This is a genomic window from Paucilactobacillus salsurae (assembly GCF_054784995.1).
Genome location: NZ_BAAHWX010000010.1, coordinates 1 through 15,189 on the forward strand (window position 1 = coordinate 1; position 15,189 = coordinate 15,189).

A 15,189-nucleotide genomic window follows, 5' to 3' on the forward strand; every position below is an offset into this window, starting at 1 on the left:
CTGATTTAATGCTTTCCATGGTTCAAATAAGTTATTAATCACGATTAATGATTTATTTGAGCTGTGGAAGGTAAACGCGGTTCTGAATGTCTCTTAAAACCTGTCTCAAATATTGACTTCAATCCAGATTACAATCATTTCTTTTTGAATATAACTGCCAAGTAGCTTTTTTGTAACTTTATAAGTTTCATCCCAATTAATATTTGAAAAAGCTCCAAATCTCATGCGTACCACTCCTTAAGTATTCTCAATGTTAGCTTATTGAGTTATAATGAACGTTGAAGTTGTTATGCGAGTGGTACCAAAACCGTCATGTCAGTGGCGGTTTTTTTTGTACTTGTGATAATAATAAATGTCATAAAGAAACGATATCGCGATTAAGAAACATACAACCGTAACTACAAATCCAAAAAATACGAGTTCAGAGATTCCTAAACTAATTGTCCAAGTATCTAACCAAATACATGCAACTGTTAGTATCGAAAATACATAAGCAAATAAAACATCTACATAATGTTCTAGCTTGTCTTTCCAATTAGTCTTGTACTCTTGATTTTCAGCCCATTCATTACCAACAAAATATTTTTTCATATTATTCTCTCCAATCTATGAATAACCATATTAGTGCAATCAAAACTAAGTACCACATATGGTTACCAGCTAACTGATTCATTGTTACATCCCCAAATTAGTTTCTAAAATATTGACGTTCTGCTTCTGCAGCATGTTTTAGTGCTGTATCTTTTTTCTTGTATTCTCCAACCACTATTTGATGGGCATTTTGAACAATTATCACTTTATATTTTTTTGGTTCTTCATTAGTACTATTAATTTTTTTCATTGACAATTTCTCCATCCTCATCAACGTACTCTCTAGGTAGTTGCATTACCCAGTCTGGTGCGTTTAATTTCTTGAGTTCTGATTCGGTGAATTCACTATATGAATTTTCATCATAATCTTCATCTGCTGCCCAAAGCTCCTTATTTTCTTTGTCATAACAGATATGTTCTGGTCGTCCATAAACAGTTAGCCCTGTCAACGGTATCCTGAACCTCCGCTCTGATAACTTGAAACCGTACTGCAAACCATTAATCATAGTTATCTGATTTTTATACATCTTTCTATCCTGTGAACTAAACAGCCAATCATGAATATCCTCATCACGATTTTCATATAAATTATCAAGTATGAAATCTATTTTAAAATTTCGATTTATATACTTTTTAATTTCCTCATACATGTACCACGGCATTTGCTCAGGCACTTTTACTTTAAGTTGTTCCTTTACTACGTCGGTTAAGTCAAAAAATGAGTTGTCTAACCCGTACATATTCCATGAACCATTCTGATCATCATGACTAAACGATAATCTTTCTCCGATATATGGTTGATTTTCACCTGAAACAGTTTTGATAAGTTCTTTTTCTGTCACTTCAATTTTCATGCACTTCATCCCCTCAATATAGTTTTTCGTAAAACGACCTGGTTTTGTAATTGTAAGTAGCAATCGTAATCTGAACATCGTAGCGCTGAGTAAATAATTTCATGCGTAAACGTGCGTCTGTTGTTAAAGTAATATTGCCGCCTTTAACGTCAACTACCTTGTCAATAATATTATTAGTACGATGAATGAAGTCTGGACGATACGTTGCATGGCTATATCTCTTGCCATGAGAACTAAAACCATCAATAATTTCAAAAGGTTCTTGTCTAGTCCAGCCGTAATCCCATTCTTTTTTTATAGTCAGGTAATAAGCAGCTTCAGCTTTTGATGCAAATTCCATATCGTCAATTACAATTTTTTGCGCACGATATTTATTCCTCAACGCACGTGATTGTTTAGTTATCTTTTTCCTTGGATAATTCATCTGTGAGTAATTCATAGTTATTTGACTTCATTTCTATTTGATTTCTATCGATGATTTGTCGACAACGTTTAATCTGATGTCTATCAATATACTTAGTTGCTTCATTCTCATTAGCAAACCACATTGCAGTTGATATATTTCTATCCCACACAATGATTGGTATTAAACTATGGGGATGAATAACTGCATGTAAGATACAATTATGATCATTAACTATGAGGTAACGACTTAGCTGACTCATGTTCATTTATCCCCCAATTGATCACAACATAATTTCTTGTCCCAAATAACACGTCTTTCTGTTTTAGAGATATATTAAGCCCAGGAAATTCAGTCTTAAGATAATCTATGAATAAATCACTAGCCATCCGTTGTTTGTCGTTAGGACTCCATTCATTCCCGTTGATCATGATTCTAACTTCTTCGTTTCCTTGTTCTGCTGACATCATTATTTTGTCATGCAAATCAGTTCGTCTAATGAATCTTTCAAACCAAACTTTATAACTTTTCTTTTGAATGTTTTGTAAATCATTTAGTAATGTCATTTGCCTCTCCTTCGTTCAAAATAATTAATTGATCAACTAATTGTTCGAGTTCCTGTTTAACCTCTCCTACGGTCCAAAGATGCTCGTTAATTGAAGGATGAATACCTGTTAATTCAGACATTTTAGGAATGACATCCCCTGCATGAGCACAATCGAAACCAATTACATATGATTCCGGTTCAAATGGATCTAATTGCATTAGTTCACCATAGGTTAGACCACCATGCACAGTTACTGGAATATCTTCATAATCGACTCCAAAGTATCTGTGATTAGGTGGTATAATTACATGCCCACAAAGATGACCACCAAATTTGATTTGATCAATTTCACATTCATACCCACGATATCTAAAATGTTCTTCAAGCACTGCATCATGTGTTTGGTAAATATTAAAATTCAATTTCATTGGTCATTCTCCATTCGTCATCGCTGCGGCTCCATTGATAAGCTTTCATAATTTCCTCCACTTATTAAATCCACTCGATATATTGCTGTAGTCCCCGATCAACCATATATGCAACCAAATCATCAATACGATTGACCGAATGTGTTTCGTTATTGATCAGGTCCAATAACCGTGTTCGATAAAACTTGACCTTGATATTCTTTTTGCGAATGTATTCAAACAGCTGTGCGTTATTGAATTCTGGGTGTTGCTCGACAAACTGTTCAAATGGCATTAGTTTCATCCCCAGTACTCGTTTCTAATGACATCTGAGCATTAATTGGCAATATGCCTTCTGCTGCTAAACAGTCATAGATAAACTTCTGACCTTTCTGTGTCCATTTCAGAAGGGGATGCACGTGCTTGTTCTCGCTGTCTGACCAATTTTCATATGATGCATATCCTTTGTCAGCAAAGTGTGATCGAACAATCCAATTCTTGCCCTGTCGATAAATAACGTGATGTGCACTCAACCATTGATTAAGCCAATATGCTGAACGTCCATAACCTTTGGCAATGACTGTGGTCGTTAATAGCCCTGGGTTGTGCATCTGTTGATCAAAGTAATTCGCCTTTGGCTGCAGCTTCTTAATTTGCTCTTGTTGATCCGCTGCCAAGCGCATTGCCGTTGTGTAATCAGCTGGTACTTGAAATTGACCAATTTGTTTCCAGTGCTTTTCCATTTCGTTAAAAGCTGAGATGTAATTCAATTTAAACTGCAAAGCTTTTTTGCCACTGAAACCCATGGCGAGTAATGTGAACCCATCTCGATTCATATATATCACTCGATAGTTTTGTTTGTTTTGGGGATGTTGGTAAGTACCTTCCACAAACATCTTGGGGTCTGCCGAATTTTCGGCCAACCCTTGCACGATTGAATCAATTGCCTCAAGGACATGTTTATGACTTTTTTGAAATACTTCCGCAACTTGCAAACTACTCGTCACGGCTTGTTGATCTTTCATGATGACTAATTCATTCATGCTAATTCACTTCCGATCTTGAATATTGGAATTTTTGGCATCTTGTTTAACTGTGCCTGGGTTAATGGCACATATGGTGCGATCTTAGTATTGGGATGCTTAGTCCCTTGATCAGCACATTGTTTTTGATATCTGTCATTTGCAGTGCGTGCATCAGCTAATGAGTTCACTCCAGACGCTAGCCACTGATTAAGTACCGTCTTAAGATAATTCAGTGATAACTTGTTTGAGTTCAGGGCTATTTCAATTCCGAAATGCAAAATAGCAAATGATTCTGCTGCAACATTTGTGGTTGTCTGTAACTCCCGCATCATGTTCTTAAGACGGACACGTGTATGATCGTTCAAATGACCGTTGTTGTTCTTTTCCCAAAGTTCATAGATTGCTGGCAGAAATGTATCGATTGAGTTCGATTCGTTTGAGACACGATTATTATTAAAGTTAGTCTCTTGTGTAGTCTTTGGTAGTCTATTGGTATTGGTCGGCCAGTTATTGGTCGTAGGAACGTCCAGATTCTGGTCGTTGGAAGGTACAGTTTCTGGTTTATCGTCGTCCGCATTTGGACTATCGTCGTCCAGTTTCTGGTCGACGGTGGTACAGTTTCTGGTCGACGACTGATCATTTAGTTCATCGAGCTTTTCATAATCAATTCGATACCATTTGGTTTTATCAAAATTCGCTTTATTGTAGCGACCCACAACCAAAACGCCTGTATCTTCTAAATTCTTAAAATGTCGCTTAAGTGTCGTTACAGACTTGATCCACGGAAATTGTTTGTTCCAATCTCCGTATGTGTTGTAGACCCATGTATACCCGTCATGAATATTCTTTGACGTTTTCAACCAGTACTGTATCTGCTGCAATATAATTGCTTCGTCTACTGATCCCAGTAACGCAGCTAAAGATGGTTGGAATGTCATGGGCGATTCGTCTATTAACAATCGTGACGTATTAGCCATTGCTGAACATCCCCCTAAAGGCTATAATTAATTTGTTGATAATTTTGATGAATGACTGACTTAAGTGACTACTTGGGTTGGCCATTTTTTTAATACATGCTGTTTCCATAAGATATTTATTTTTTTCTATCGTAGTGATCAGCTCCTTATGAGATAATTTGTGTAATTAATTATTGGGAGGACTTTACTTTGGAAACAAAATTAGTTAACTTCACTGAAGGAAGATACACTGCACTACAAGCTGTTCAAATTGAGATTCCAATTTTATGCCCCTACTGTGGTGTATCGAATAATCCTGTTAATCATCTTCAAGGTAATCAATCATATTCAGATGGCTATTGCGCCTTCTTTTCTCATACGTGCACGTCATGCAACGTTAACTTTTTTTCAATACAATGGTTTAAAAAGTCTGAAAAAGGTTTCTCCAAAGAAGCAGTGGCTAGAGCTATTGCTCCAAATACAACTACTCAAAAATTTTCGAGCTACATGAACAAATTTTCTCCACGGTTTGTTGATTCCTACAACCAAGCCTATTCTGCGGAACAAAATGGCTTGTTGGATCTTGCAGGCATGGGTTATCGCGCAGCGGAAGAAATACTCATTAAAGACTTTGCACTAAAAATTATTGAAGATGGTTCTGATGAGAAAAAACAGTATATAGCCGACCTCAGCCTGAATAATGTCATTGGACACTACTTTAAAGATGATCCTACTCTGATGGTTCCAACAGACGTTGTCAGAATAAATGGTAATGATTATGCCCATTGGGACCGTCCAGATAATTTCGATGTAAGTGAACACTTAGAGGCACAGAAAGCATATCTTAAAATTTTCATCAGTATTGTTGAAACTCGTTTATTAATTTTGAATCCACCAGTTTCACGAAATAAAGATTAATTTTCAATTTCAAAAATTAAGTGTCCATCTTCGTGGTCATAATAATGATCAACAATTCGTACTGGATTTTCCGGTGTTCCATCGCCTCTTCTAGTTTTTAAATGAATAACTTTTTCGATTTTTAAATTGAGAGGGTTATTTTTTTGTAAATTTAAAAGTACTTTTTCTTTATTCATGGGTTTCCTTTTCCAGCATTAGAGATATTCTCTGATGCTTGTTTTATTTCAAATAATTTTGAACTATATATCGCCGTTACAAAATCCATTTCGAACTTGCTAATTTTGAAGCGTAGTTAAAATCAAAACGATTAATAACGAAACTGCTGATATGACAAGTGCAATTTGATCCAATGTCAAAGCAACATACCTCCAGTCATCGAAAAAGAAATAACGATGTAATCAACATCAAACTGCATTACGTTTTTTCCGCTTCTTGATAATTTGATTGATTCGCACAATATTGATATTCGTTTTGGTTAGATCAGCATCTTGCAAAATTCCATGTGATAGATTCAAAACGGCCAATTCACCACGTGAAATCATAACTAAGTTATCTTCACTAAAGTTCAAATGATCACCGTCTGCGAATATAACTGCATGGCCCTTAGGAACCTTTTTACCGTGTTCACGTTCCCAAACTACCCGATGATATAGTTTCCAAATACCTGGATCAGCAACCTTAATTTCTTTGTATCCGTCTTTTGAAATTCTGGTCGAGCCAATAGGTAGTTTGTTAATACACTCCTGGCCTTTTTTGAACATTGTTTCTCTCATTCGTCCAGTAATTTTTTGATGTTTTCCCTTATTAAACGGGATAGCACCTTTTTTAAAATGACCTGTGAGACCTGAATTAAGCTTTCTATTAGCCTTGAATGATTTCATTTGACCAATTGTTAAATTAGCATTGAAGGTATTGTTAAAGGTTTCTACAAGTTTTTGGTTGCTAACGCCTTTATAGTGAGACAAGATGAATGATTTTTCTTCATCTGTATAATGGTGGCTAGACATATCAATCTCCACCTTCAAGCATTCGTGGATGATCCTTTGGGTCAGCACTATAGTTATCACCAAATGCGACTTTTGCTTTTAAAACAGTATTAGCATTTTGAACAATATTTCCTGCAACTTTAGATATTGCTTCTGCCCTGTTAATCTCATCAGACAATTGTTCTGGTGTTAAACTTTCATCCCCTAAACGTTCCATTTCAGCAAAGAGATGATTATTCAAATCACCAAGTGTATTTTGTAATTTCTTTTCAGCCATACGATCACTTCCTAACGAAACAAATTTTTAACACCGATATGGCCAATACCATATCCGATGCCAACTAGTAATGCGACTGCAAAAGCTTTCTGAATTAATATTCCAAATAAGATAAACATTTGATTATCTCCTTTTTCGTTTAGCATTCCACTGAATCTCATGCCAGTGATCCTGGATAAAATGTTTTATAGCTGGAGCATTGAACCACCAGCCATTTCCCTTACCTTTTCCAGTTGTGAAGTGAAGTAACCCTTGTTGCTCAAGCGAATGCATTTCAACGCTAAAGCGCGGGTTATAAAGAATAAACTCTTCAATCCAACGGCCGTCATGATTACCAAGCCAGGCCCTTAAGTCGTCCATATGCCATAACTTACCAATGGCCGCTTCATCCTCTAAGAATTCGTATTCTGATTTCTTGATCAAAAACGAATCGTCTGGAATTGGAACTTCATATGCAATATTTCCTTTTAATACTTGAGGCATATAATCATCCCCTCTTTTTGTTTTGCTATACTTAACTCACTTATAGGAAAGTGAGGTGAAAGTATGGATTCAAGTGCAATTACATCAGTTATTGCTGTCGCAGCAATTGTGTCTCCACTGCTAACAACGCTTATAAATATCTGGTATAAAAATAAATCTGACCAGAGAATTATCGACGAAAAAAAAGTAGAACGTGCTCAACAAGTTTTTACAGAAAACACTATTCGAATTCGTTCAATCTTTGAAGATTACTGTCGCGTGACTTCAGATCTACTTAACACTAGTGATGAACAATTAATGCAAGACCAAGCAAGATGTTATGGTTTGGTACAGCTATATTCTTCATCGTCCGTTTACGAAGACTTGAAAAAGATTCAAGCTCTAATTAATGAAAAAAACATTAATATCGCCCGCATCAATTTTGACGATGCTCTTGCAGACATTAGTGCAGAGATAGATAGCTTGCCGAAACAGCCAAAACAATAACCGTGTAATACTGATAGATGTGGCTTTCAGGCCGCACCTTATACATAATCCAGTCGCAAGCTAGAATGCATATAGTTATTATCCAAATCGCTGTAATATCACTCATTTACACTGCACCTCCTAAACGTTTACTCTGTCACCGTTTTGGTGACTCCTGGGCAAAAAAATATCCTCAATTGGCTTATGAAACTTCTGCGAAAGTATAAACATTTCATCTCCATCAAAAGGTGCTTGCCCACGTTCCTTTAAACCATACGTCTTTGCAGTGATTCCCAGCCATTTAGCAACATCATCTTGAGACAAAGAATTTTGCTTACGTAATATCAATAATTTCGATTGCATTTGATATCCTCCTTCCACATTCAATACTATAGCACCAAATTGGTAACATGTAAACATAAATGTGCTTAATATTCTAAAAATGTTCCATAATGGTTACTATTGTGTTATTCTTATGTCAGTTAAAATTAGGAAGGAAGATAGAAAATGCCAGATGTCGATCTTAATAAATATATTGGAACTCAAATAAAGAAGTATCGAGAAATGAATAGTATGACACAAGTTCAGCTTGCAGATAAATTAAAAACAACTCGCCAAACGATTAGTCGCTATGAAAGTGGCGAGCGGAAAACTACCCAAGATGTTTTATTTGATTTAGCTAAGGTATTCCACATTTCAATAAATGCCTTCTTCCCTAGTGAGAATCAAAATACGAGCGCAAATGTCATAGCTGCTCATATTGATGACGATACCCCAGATGATGAACGTCAACAAATCATCAACTTCATTGAAAGCTTGAAGAAGGCACGACCACAAGATTAAACAATTAGAGGTGTTCTAAATGAATAAGTTTGAACGTCTAGAAAATACGGTGCACAATCTCAAAATTGAGTATGTATCATCCCCATCAAAACACTTTGGTGGGCTAATCTGTGGAAAAATAATCTACATTAATCAAGACTTACCCAAACAACAACAGTATCAATGGCTTGCTGAAGAGATATCACATTATGACTATACAGTAGGCGACATTACTAAATGCAACACGATTGAGCAACGCAAACAAGAATGCCTGGCACGAACAAAGGCAATGGAAGAATTAGTACCTCTTGATGGACTGATCGACTGTTTTATTAACGGCATATGTAAAGCCGATGAAATTGCGGATTACTTTGAAGTCACTCCTGATTATCTTCAAACTGCTATCAAGAGTTATTGTGATCGTCGGGGATGCATGTTCAATTATCATGGTTACCGATTCGACTTATGTCAGGGATTAAATATAAAAAAAGTATCCACTGAAAATGGATACAGAAAGGACTAGTTGATGTGCTGTTTTACGTAATTTAATGCTTCTTGGTCTAGCTGAATCCAATGAACATACTCTTCGTCGGTTAAGTCAACTATCGGTTTTCCAGACAATAGATGAATTAGATTTTCCTTTGTCATATTTCGATCGGTTGGAAAATTTGAGTACATCATTGCATATTCGGGCAACTGCTCAACATCTTCAGCATCACCAATATTGTATATTAAATTTTCAGTACTCTTCATTTTTACACCTCATGACAAGAAAAAATAATAGAAAGCTTCGACTACCGGAAGATGCAAGTAATCAATTAAAAATTTGTTTAAATGATTTAATTCAAGACGCTATTCGATATGATCACGGTGATTTTACCGCAATTAACCGTTCGTCTGCAACACTAAGAACTTTATTTTTTCAAAGTAAAGGTTCAATAAGCCTAATTTCACAACTGAAATTACCTGACACAAAAAGTTTTATTTCATTTTCGCAAGTTGAGAATCCAATTGATTATCAGAATATTTACACAGCTAGTTTTCCAGGAAACTTATTAGAACCAAATCATCAATACTATACTTATTTGTTCCATCCCGTTGGAGCAAGACCCCAAAAAGTTAAATTTAAGGATTGGTGGCACAGCCAATTAGTTTCGCTTGGCGATAATAATTCAACATACACCACGCGAAAAGGAATTGTTACACTCACTGCAAATCAAAATGGTGGTGCTCATTTCGATCCAAAGATTGACAAAAATTATGACAACATTCAGCATGGCAACGCTGGTGTAATTATTAAAAATACGATTGGCAGCTTCCCGATGACCGGTGCACAACATATTGACAATTCAGATATCCATTTTAAGGATATTCATCTTGCGCTACTTAGGCAAATTGTACATGAAACTATATTATCGCTAAATTTACCAATTATTGCCCTAACTTATGAACCAGATTTCGATTACAATTGGCAACGAAAATTGAATTTTATCGGTGGTCACTTTAACGCAGTTAAAAATATTCGTGATAAACATTAAATGAGGATGTGGTTTGGATGGCAAGTATTAAGAAACGTGGACACGTCTGGCAGGTACGAGTGAGCTACCAAGATAAGCAAGGTATCAATCGGACTAAAAGTAAAAGCGGGTTTAAAACGAAACGTGAAGCTGAAATTTATGCAGCTGATCTTCAGCAACAATCATTTAATGGTGAAATCACGTTAAATGAGAACACCCCATTTGTACAGTACTTTAAAGAATGGTACGAATTGTTTAAGGAACCATCAATCTCTAGACGTACCAAACTAACCTATGAAGCATCCACCAATGTGATTAAAGATAACTTTAACAACATCCCCATTAGCGAAATCGACAGAACTTATTATCAACGCTTTATTCGCAAATTCGGTAAAACCCACTCAAAGGCATCCGTTAACAAAATTAATTCTCATATTCGTGCTTGTGTCAAAAATGCAATCTATGACAATGTCATTCGTAAAGATTTTACAGAAAACATTACAATTATTTACGATCCAGAAAGAACCCGACAAATCGATTATTTGAATATCAAAGAAATGAATTTGCTTGTCGAGTATTTGAAAAAGGATCTTAATTATCATTACAGCTCAAAATATATGATTATTTTGGCAGTGTATACAGGTATGCGTTTGGGAGAAGTTCAGGCCCTTACTTGGAAAGATATCAACTTTAATTTCAAAACAATTTCAATTTCAAAAGCTTGGGATGAGGATTTAAGAGAATTCAAAGATACAAAAAATGAGGGATCTAACCGTCGAATTAGAATTAACGATTCAATCATTAACATATTCAGTAAGCTCAAGATGCAGAAAAAAGTTCAATTTGACAATGATCAAGTATTCTTAAACCAGTTTGATACAATTCCGACATCCGGAGCGGTTAATGATGTTTTACGATCTGCATTAAAAGCCCTTGAATTAAAGAAACAAGGTTTTCATTTCCATTCCCTTCGTCACACTCACGTTGCATATTTGTTGGCAAACCACGTCGAGTTATATTTAATCTCTAAAAGACTTGGGCACACGGACATGACGACGACTATCCGCAAATATTCCTATTTGATTGATGAATACAAACTACAAGGTGACAATGAAATTGAATCTGTTTTGGATAAAATTGGATCTAAACCGAAGTCAGCCAAAACTAAAAAGAAGGCTAAAAAATGAAAGACAGAGTTTGTGAAATTTTGAAAGTGTGCAAAATGTGTGCAAACCAATATCAAATAATAGTCAAAATTAGCCAAATATAGAAAAAACAAAAGCCTGATAAACGTTGGTTTAACAAGCTTTTGTAATTTTACTGAATTATTTAGACAAGGTCAATAAGCGAGTGACGGGAATCGGACCCGCGACACAAGCTTGGGAAGCTTGGATTTTACCACTAAACTACACTCGCAAAGCACTGATAAGTATAGCATATTCGATTATTAAAGTGAACGTTGTAATTTTATTTTTGTAAAAAAAAAGCGATGATCTAAGTTCGATCATCGTTTTTACTTATGCAATTTTAATTTCACTTTTTCGCACGATTGCTCGTTGATTCAATTCATTAACAGCACTTTGATCTGATTCGTCAAAATCTTTGATTGAAACTAATACTGAATTCTCGTATACTTTTTCAATTTCTCCAGCAAAGTCGTGTTCAAGTGAACCAAATTTCTTACATTTAACGTTATCGCCAATTTCAAACTCTTTCATTATAAAACTCACCTCATTGGTTTAATCACAATATACTAACAAATAATTACTATTCGCGCAACTAATAATTACTAAAGTTCATTAGAAGCTGGTGCGTTTCGTGAAGTTGGTAATTTTAAAGTATTTTTCATTTGTTGTTGCAGTTGTTGTTTAACAAATGGATCGTTTGTTTCTGTAACAACTTCACTCATGCGTTGCAATTTATGAAGCCGCTTATTAGCAGCCACATAAGAGCCAATCAAGACAACTGTCGAACCAAGCCAGGCTAGCGGGTCTGAAAAACAAGCTCCGGCATAACCAAAACTACCAGCTAAGACCACTGCAGTAAATGAGCGCATCACAAGTTCGACAATGCCCGCAATAGTGGGTACTACACTTTGACCCAATCCTTGCAACGTATAACGAATAATAAATAGGATCGCTAAAAGTGAATAGGATGTCCCTACAATGTTGAAGTAAATTTGGCTCAATTTTAATACGGCAACGTCCTGATTGCCAACAAACAACATCACTAACTGTTGTCCAAATAGCACAACTAATGCACTGACCACGATACTGAATCCAACTGACGCAATTAGTGATTGACGAACTCCCTTAATAACCCGTTCATACTGTTCAGCACCAATATTTTGTGCGGCAAATGTCGCCATTGTGATGCCAAATGACATCATTGGTAATGTTGCTAACTGATCAATTTTGCTGGCAGAGGTTGTGGCAGCCACTGCAGTGGTACCCAACCCATTCAACGCTGACTGCATAAAAATAGCACCAATTGCAATAATAGAAGATTGAAAGGCCATCGGAAATCCCATTTTAGCATGATTTAAATAGTCTTTTATCGCAACCTTAAAATCAATTAAATGAACTTGTAACATTGGAATGTTGCGGTAAATATAAACAACGCATAAAAGACTAGCCAATACTTGTGAAATGATGGTAGCCCAACCTGCTCCAGCAACACCCCAATGAAATCCCAAAATAAACAATAACTCTAATGCTACATTAAGCACTGTTCCTAAAATCAAGAACCAGAGCGGTGTTTTTGAATCTCCAAGTGCTCGAATTGCGTTTGATAACAAATTAAAAGCAACCGAAGCAAAAATACCCATAAAAATAATTGAAATGAATGTTTTAGCGTCGTGATAGATCTCAGCAGGAGTACTCATTAAATGCATGATTGGATCAAGAAAAACGAGGCTCCCAATCGTTAACACAACGGTAACGATAAAACTCAAAATAATACTAGCAGCAAAACTACGCCGGACTCCTAAATAGTCACGAGCACCAAATCGTTGAGCCGTCACAATTGTGAGTCCTGCAGTGAGTCCGGAAGCAAACCCAATAATTAAAAAGTTGAGACTCCCAGTCGAGCCGACTGCGGCTAACGCGTCAACACCGAGAGTCTGACCTACAATCAGCACATCAGTAAAATTATATAATTGTTGAAATAAGTTTCCAATAAACAGTGGCATTGTGAATAATAAAATGAGTTTAAATGGACTACCCTTTGTTAAATCGCGCATCGTCGCACCCCTCCCTATTTGTGAAAAATCGCAACGAGAAACAATATACGACGAATTTCACTAAAATACAAGAGAAATGATTAATTGTTACATAAGTTTAAAAAACAGACTTATTTGAGTAACATTTAATGGTAGAATTGATTTTGAAATTAATCAAAGGAGTTAAAAATATGTGGCTTATTATTCATCTAGCAACAGCAGTAATTTTAGTTGTAACAGTGATTTTGGGGTTAACTGCACAATCGCAAAAAAGAATTAATGAATGGATGATTACGAGTCGCTGTCTGTATCTAATTTTACTAGTCACTGGCGGAGTGCTAATGTTCTTTATTTATCAATCTCACCCAATTCTTTCAATTCTTAAATTAATCTTGGCGATTGGTTTAATCGCAGTCATTGAAATTGCCTTTGCGCGCAAGCAAGAACGTCATGTTACGACATTGATTACGACACTGTTGTCCGTACTATTTATTGCCACTATCATTTGTGGCTTTTTACTTTAATTGTATAATACAAATAAAAATAGCGTTTGAATGTTAAGTTGAAATTCGAACGCTATTTTTATTTACCTAACCAAAACCCTTGTTGAATGACTTCAAGCATTTTTACCAATTGTTTTGTTTCTTTAACGTCATGCACACGTAAAATTCTCCCACCATGCAAATACATGTATGCCTCAGCAATTAAGGTCACATCTAAACGATCATCTTTTTTTAATCCAAAGAGTTTGGCACCAAAGCCCTTTCTGGATATTGCCACCATCATTGGCCGTTTTAAATAATTAAACTGATCAATATTGCGCATCATCGCATAGTCCTGATAGCCATCAGCGATTTTCGCATAACCGATTCCCTGATCCAATGCAATTCTATTTAAACTGATTCCAGCTGCTTGTAATTTTTTTAAATTAGTTTCAAAAAATGTTTTCATTTCGCTGGTTAAATCATCATAATCAACTTCCCGTGCACTATGCATTGTCAGCAAACCGGTATTTGTATTATGCAATAACGTCAATTTACGCGTATCATCAGTAAATGCTTCCACATCATTAATAATATCGACACCATGATTTACCATTTGCTCCATGACTTCATATTTATAGGTATCAACAGCAATCGCAGTATCTGTATATTGCTGTTGAATATAATCAATGGCAGGCAAAATGCGCTTTAGTTCTTCAGCAGGTGTTATTTCACTAAATCCTGGCCGAGTCGTTTGTCCACCAACTTCAATAACGTCGACGCCTTCCTTAACTAAAGCATCAATTTGTTCTTTCATTCGTGTCTCGTCATTAAATCGACCACCGTCATAAAAGGAATCTGGTGTCACATTTAAAATACCGTAAATAACAGGTTGTCTATTCGTTTTAAATGTAAATCTGCCTACTTGCCAAATAATCTCATGCTTTTTTTCAATTGTTTTGAGATCAGTCAATAATTTTTTTTCGCTTGGTAATAGTCGTTCAATTTGAGTAATAAAAAAATTTAAATTAACCTGTCTCATCATAATTTGCAAATCACCACCATCGGAGTCTTGAACAAGATCCATTTGTTTTGTTAGATGGAGAAGTTCAATAGATGATTGACCTTCAATGATTTTCAAAAACAACTGCTGCTGTCGACTTTTCAAATCATCAAAGACTTTGTTATAAAATTCATTAGATGAAAATTTTGTTATTTCGATTACTCGCATGGACA

The 15,189-nt window shown here is 35.7% G+C and carries 24 protein-coding genes and 1 tRNA gene; 7 read left to right on the forward strand and 18 right to left on the reverse strand.

Annotated features, from left to right (window positions below; genetic code table 11):
* Window positions 1–688: 688 nt before the first annotated feature.
* The 8 genes from ACYVQZ_RS07855 to ACYVQZ_RS07890 all read right to left on the reverse strand — a co-directional run bounded on the left by ACYVQZ_RS07855 (window position 689) and on the right by ACYVQZ_RS07890 (window position 4,804).
* Window positions 689–841: a hypothetical protein gene (locus ACYVQZ_RS07855; RefSeq protein ID WP_461240857.1), complete on the reverse strand. Its 153-nt coding sequence runs from the start codon at window positions 839–841 to the stop codon at window positions 689–691.
* Window positions 828–1,445, reverse strand: a complete 618-nt coding sequence (locus tag ACYVQZ_RS07860; RefSeq protein ID WP_461240858.1) for a hypothetical protein — start codon at window positions 1,443–1,445, stop codon at window positions 828–830. The genes ACYVQZ_RS07855 and ACYVQZ_RS07860 overlap by 14 nt, the downstream gene beginning before the upstream one ends.
* A 13-nt stretch (window positions 1,446–1,458) precedes the next feature.
* On the reverse strand, window positions 1,459–1,884 hold the full coding sequence (locus tag ACYVQZ_RS07865; RefSeq protein WP_461240859.1) for a DUF1064 domain-containing protein: 426 nt from the start codon (window positions 1,882–1,884) through the stop codon (window positions 1,459–1,461).
* A 194-nt stretch (window positions 1,885–2,078) separates the two neighbouring features.
* Window positions 2,079–2,414, reverse strand: coding sequence for a hypothetical protein (locus ACYVQZ_RS07870; protein ID WP_461240860.1), 336 nt, complete (start codon window positions 2,412–2,414; stop codon window positions 2,079–2,081).
* Complete coding sequence (locus ACYVQZ_RS07875) at window positions 2,398–2,823, reverse strand: hypothetical protein (protein WP_461240861.1); 426 nt, start codon at window positions 2,821–2,823, stop codon at window positions 2,398–2,400. Before ACYVQZ_RS07875 ends, ACYVQZ_RS07870 begins: the two co-directional genes overlap by 17 nt.
* A gap of 64 nt (window positions 2,824–2,887) precedes the next feature.
* The gene (locus ACYVQZ_RS07880) at window positions 2,888–3,106 is read right to left on the reverse strand and encodes a hypothetical protein (protein ID WP_461240862.1); all 219 of its coding nucleotides are present in this window, start codon (window positions 3,104–3,106) and stop codon (window positions 2,888–2,890) included.
* Window positions 3,087–3,845 carry a Rha family transcriptional regulator gene (locus ACYVQZ_RS07885; protein WP_461240863.1) on the reverse strand — a complete coding sequence of 253 codons (759 nt, stop codon included), beginning with the start codon at window positions 3,843–3,845 and terminating at the stop codon, window positions 3,087–3,089. Before ACYVQZ_RS07885 ends, ACYVQZ_RS07880 begins: the two co-directional genes overlap by 20 nt.
* A complete protein-coding gene (locus tag ACYVQZ_RS07890; RefSeq protein WP_461240864.1) occupies window positions 3,842–4,804 on the reverse strand; it encodes a DnaD domain protein in 963 nt (320 codons plus the stop codon). The genes ACYVQZ_RS07885 and ACYVQZ_RS07890 overlap by 4 nt, the downstream gene beginning before the upstream one ends.
* Window positions 4,805–4,993: 189 nt before the next feature.
* Between ACYVQZ_RS07890 and ACYVQZ_RS07895 the strand changes: the two genes are divergently transcribed.
* Entirely contained in the window at window positions 4,994–5,701 is a 708-nt protein-coding gene (locus ACYVQZ_RS07895) for a DUF4145 domain-containing protein (protein WP_461240865.1), read from the forward strand.
* On the opposite strand, the gene ACYVQZ_RS07900 is transcribed toward ACYVQZ_RS07895, so the two are convergent.
* From ACYVQZ_RS07900 to ACYVQZ_RS07915, 4 genes are all read right to left on the reverse strand, one after another.
* Entirely contained in the window at window positions 5,698–5,877 is a 180-nt protein-coding gene (locus ACYVQZ_RS07900; protein ID WP_461240866.1) for a hypothetical protein, read from the reverse strand. The genes ACYVQZ_RS07895 and ACYVQZ_RS07900 overlap by 4 nt on opposite strands.
* A 228-nt stretch (window positions 5,878–6,105) precedes the next feature.
* Window positions 6,106–6,708, reverse strand: a complete 603-nt coding sequence (locus ACYVQZ_RS07905) for an HNH endonuclease signature motif containing protein (RefSeq protein ID WP_461240867.1) — start codon at window positions 6,706–6,708, stop codon at window positions 6,106–6,108.
* A 1-nt stretch (window position 6,709) separates the two neighbouring features.
* Entirely contained in the window at window positions 6,710–6,964 is a 255-nt protein-coding gene (locus ACYVQZ_RS07910) for a hypothetical protein (protein WP_461240868.1), read from the reverse strand.
* Between the two features lie 123 nt (window positions 6,965–7,087).
* Entirely contained in the window at window positions 7,088–7,447 is a 360-nt protein-coding gene (locus ACYVQZ_RS07915; protein ID WP_461240869.1) for a DUF771 domain-containing protein, read from the reverse strand.
* Window positions 7,448–7,510: 63 nt separating this feature from the next.
* On the opposite strand from ACYVQZ_RS07915, the gene ACYVQZ_RS07920 reads away from it, so the two are divergent.
* Entirely contained in the window at window positions 7,511–7,933 is a 423-nt protein-coding gene (locus tag ACYVQZ_RS07920; protein ID WP_461240870.1) for a hypothetical protein, read from the forward strand.
* Window positions 7,934–8,053: 120 nt separating this feature from the next.
* Here ACYVQZ_RS07920 and ACYVQZ_RS07925 read toward each other — a convergent pair whose 3' ends face one another.
* Window positions 8,054–8,275 carry a helix-turn-helix transcriptional regulator gene (locus tag ACYVQZ_RS07925; RefSeq protein ID WP_461240871.1) on the reverse strand — a complete coding sequence of 74 codons (222 nt, stop codon included), beginning with the start codon at window positions 8,273–8,275 and terminating at the stop codon, window positions 8,054–8,056.
* A 144-nt stretch (window positions 8,276–8,419) separates the two neighbouring features.
* Here ACYVQZ_RS07925 and ACYVQZ_RS07930 point away from each other — a divergent pair, with 144 nt between their 5' ends.
* The gene (locus ACYVQZ_RS07930; RefSeq protein ID WP_461240872.1) at window positions 8,420–8,755 is read left to right on the forward strand and encodes a helix-turn-helix transcriptional regulator; all 336 of its coding nucleotides are present in this window, start codon (window positions 8,420–8,422) and stop codon (window positions 8,753–8,755) included.
* A 19-nt stretch (window positions 8,756–8,774) separates the two neighbouring features.
* Window positions 8,775–9,257 carry an ImmA/IrrE family metallo-endopeptidase gene (locus ACYVQZ_RS07935; protein WP_461240873.1) on the forward strand — a complete coding sequence of 161 codons (483 nt, stop codon included), beginning with the start codon at window positions 8,775–8,777 and terminating at the stop codon, window positions 9,255–9,257.
* On the opposite strand, the gene ACYVQZ_RS07940 is transcribed toward ACYVQZ_RS07935, so the two are convergent.
* Window positions 9,254–9,487, reverse strand: a complete 234-nt coding sequence (locus ACYVQZ_RS07940; protein WP_461240874.1) for a 2-hydroxymuconic semialdehyde hydrolase — start codon at window positions 9,485–9,487, stop codon at window positions 9,254–9,256. The two genes, ACYVQZ_RS07935 and ACYVQZ_RS07940, sit on opposite strands and share 4 nt — an antisense overlap.
* 11 nt (window positions 9,488–9,498) lie before the next feature.
* On the opposite strand from ACYVQZ_RS07940, the gene ACYVQZ_RS07945 reads away from it, so the two are divergent.
* Both ACYVQZ_RS07945 and ACYVQZ_RS07950 read left to right on the forward strand, forming a co-directional pair.
* Window positions 9,499–10,272: a hypothetical protein gene (locus tag ACYVQZ_RS07945; protein WP_461240875.1), complete on the forward strand. Its 774-nt coding sequence runs from the start codon at window positions 9,499–9,501 to the stop codon at window positions 10,270–10,272.
* A 17-nt stretch (window positions 10,273–10,289) separates the two neighbouring features.
* Window positions 10,290–11,438, forward strand: coding sequence for a site-specific integrase (locus ACYVQZ_RS07950; protein ID WP_461240876.1), 1,149 nt, complete (start codon window positions 10,290–10,292; stop codon window positions 11,436–11,438).
* Between the two features lie 158 nt (window positions 11,439–11,596).
* On the opposite strand, the gene ACYVQZ_RS07955 is transcribed toward ACYVQZ_RS07950, so the two are convergent.
* The 3 genes from ACYVQZ_RS07955 to ACYVQZ_RS07965 form a co-directional block, all read right to left on the reverse strand.
* A tRNA-Gly gene (locus ACYVQZ_RS07955) sits at window positions 11,597–11,667 on the reverse strand.
* Between the two features lie 101 nt (window positions 11,668–11,768).
* Window positions 11,769–11,969 (reverse strand): DUF2187 domain-containing protein, encoded by a 201-nt coding sequence (locus tag ACYVQZ_RS07960; RefSeq protein ID WP_461240877.1) that lies wholly within the window; start codon window positions 11,967–11,969, stop codon window positions 11,769–11,771.
* Between the two features lie 71 nt (window positions 11,970–12,040).
* Window positions 12,041–13,492: an MATE family efflux transporter gene (locus tag ACYVQZ_RS07965; protein ID WP_461240878.1), complete on the reverse strand. Its 1,452-nt coding sequence runs from the start codon at window positions 13,490–13,492 to the stop codon at window positions 12,041–12,043.
* Window positions 13,493–13,662: 170 nt separating this feature from the next.
* On the opposite strand from ACYVQZ_RS07965, the gene ACYVQZ_RS07970 reads away from it, so the two are divergent.
* Window positions 13,663–13,995, forward strand: coding sequence for a DUF1516 family protein (locus tag ACYVQZ_RS07970; protein WP_461240879.1), 333 nt, complete (start codon window positions 13,663–13,665; stop codon window positions 13,993–13,995).
* A 58-nt stretch (window positions 13,996–14,053) separates the two neighbouring features.
* Here the strand turns inward: ACYVQZ_RS07970 and folP are convergent, their stop codons facing one another.
* Window positions 14,054–15,184, reverse strand: a complete 1,131-nt coding sequence (gene folP, locus ACYVQZ_RS07975) for a dihydropteroate synthase (RefSeq protein ID WP_461240880.1) — start codon at window positions 15,182–15,184, stop codon at window positions 14,054–14,056.
* Window positions 15,185–15,189: the final 5 nt, after the last annotated feature.

What these genes read in the sequence shown, in the direction of transcription:
- ACYVQZ_RS07905 (WP_461240867.1), bottom strand. Translation starts at nt 6,708, where the DNA reads ATGTCTAGCCACCATTATACAGATGAAGAAAAATCATTCATCTTGTCT.
- ACYVQZ_RS07950 (WP_461240876.1), top strand. Translation starts at nt 10,290, where the DNA reads ATGGCAAGTATTAAGAAACGTGGACACGTCTGGCAGGTACGAGTGAGC.
- ACYVQZ_RS07875 (WP_461240861.1), bottom strand. Translation starts at nt 2,823, where the DNA reads ATGAAATTGAATTTTAATATTTACCAAACACATGATGCAGTGCTTGAA.
- folP (WP_461240880.1), bottom strand. Translation starts at nt 15,184, where the DNA reads ATGCGAGTAATCGAAATAACAAAATTTTCATCTAATGAATTTTATAAC.
- ACYVQZ_RS07920 (WP_461240870.1), top strand. Translation starts at nt 7,511, where the DNA reads ATGGATTCAAGTGCAATTACATCAGTTATTGCTGTCGCAGCAATTGTG.
- ACYVQZ_RS07890 (WP_461240864.1), bottom strand. Translation starts at nt 4,804, where the DNA reads ATGGCTAATACGTCACGATTGTTAATAGACGAATCGCCCATGACATTC.
- ACYVQZ_RS07925 (WP_461240871.1), bottom strand. Translation starts at nt 8,275, where the DNA reads ATGCAATCGAAATTATTGATATTACGTAAGCAAAATTCTTTGTCTCAA.
- ACYVQZ_RS07870 (WP_461240860.1), bottom strand. Translation starts at nt 2,414, where the DNA reads ATGACATTACTAAATGATTTACAAAACATTCAAAAGAAAAGTTATAAA.
- ACYVQZ_RS07965 (WP_461240878.1), bottom strand. Translation starts at nt 13,492, where the DNA reads ATGCGCGATTTAACAAAGGGTAGTCCATTTAAACTCATTTTATTATTC.
- ACYVQZ_RS07910 (WP_461240868.1), bottom strand. Translation starts at nt 6,964, where the DNA reads ATGGCTGAAAAGAAATTACAAAATACACTTGGTGATTTGAATAATCAT.
- ACYVQZ_RS07865 (WP_461240859.1), bottom strand. Translation starts at nt 1,884, where the DNA reads ATGAATTACTCACAGATGAATTATCCAAGGAAAAAGATAACTAAACAA.
- ACYVQZ_RS07885 (WP_461240863.1), bottom strand. Translation starts at nt 3,845, where the DNA reads ATGAATGAATTAGTCATCATGAAAGATCAACAAGCCGTGACGAGTAGT.
- ACYVQZ_RS07945 (WP_461240875.1), top strand. Translation starts at nt 9,499, where the DNA reads ATGACAAGAAAAAATAATAGAAAGCTTCGACTACCGGAAGATGCAAGT.
- ACYVQZ_RS07935 (WP_461240873.1), top strand. Translation starts at nt 8,775, where the DNA reads ATGAATAAGTTTGAACGTCTAGAAAATACGGTGCACAATCTCAAAATT.
- ACYVQZ_RS07970 (WP_461240879.1), top strand. Translation starts at nt 13,663, where the DNA reads ATGTGGCTTATTATTCATCTAGCAACAGCAGTAATTTTAGTTGTAACA.
- ACYVQZ_RS07940 (WP_461240874.1), bottom strand. Translation starts at nt 9,487, where the DNA reads ATGAAGAGTACTGAAAATTTAATATACAATATTGGTGATGCTGAAGAT.
- ACYVQZ_RS07880 (WP_461240862.1), bottom strand. Translation starts at nt 3,106, where the DNA reads ATGAAACTAATGCCATTTGAACAGTTTGTCGAGCAACACCCAGAATTC.
- ACYVQZ_RS07855 (WP_461240857.1), bottom strand. Translation starts at nt 841, where the DNA reads ATGAAAAAAATTAATAGTACTAATGAAGAACCAAAAAAATATAAAGTG.
- ACYVQZ_RS07915 (WP_461240869.1), bottom strand. Translation starts at nt 7,447, where the DNA reads ATGCCTCAAGTATTAAAAGGAAATATTGCATATGAAGTTCCAATTCCA.
- ACYVQZ_RS07860 (WP_461240858.1), bottom strand. Translation starts at nt 1,445, where the DNA reads ATGAAAATTGAAGTGACAGAAAAAGAACTTATCAAAACTGTTTCAGGT.
- ACYVQZ_RS07900 (WP_461240866.1), bottom strand. Translation starts at nt 5,877, where the DNA reads ATGAATAAAGAAAAAGTACTTTTAAATTTACAAAAAAATAACCCTCTC.
- ACYVQZ_RS07960 (WP_461240877.1), bottom strand. Translation starts at nt 11,969, where the DNA reads ATGAAAGAGTTTGAAATTGGCGATAACGTTAAATGTAAGAAATTTGGT.
- ACYVQZ_RS07930 (WP_461240872.1), top strand. Translation starts at nt 8,420, where the DNA reads ATGCCAGATGTCGATCTTAATAAATATATTGGAACTCAAATAAAGAAG.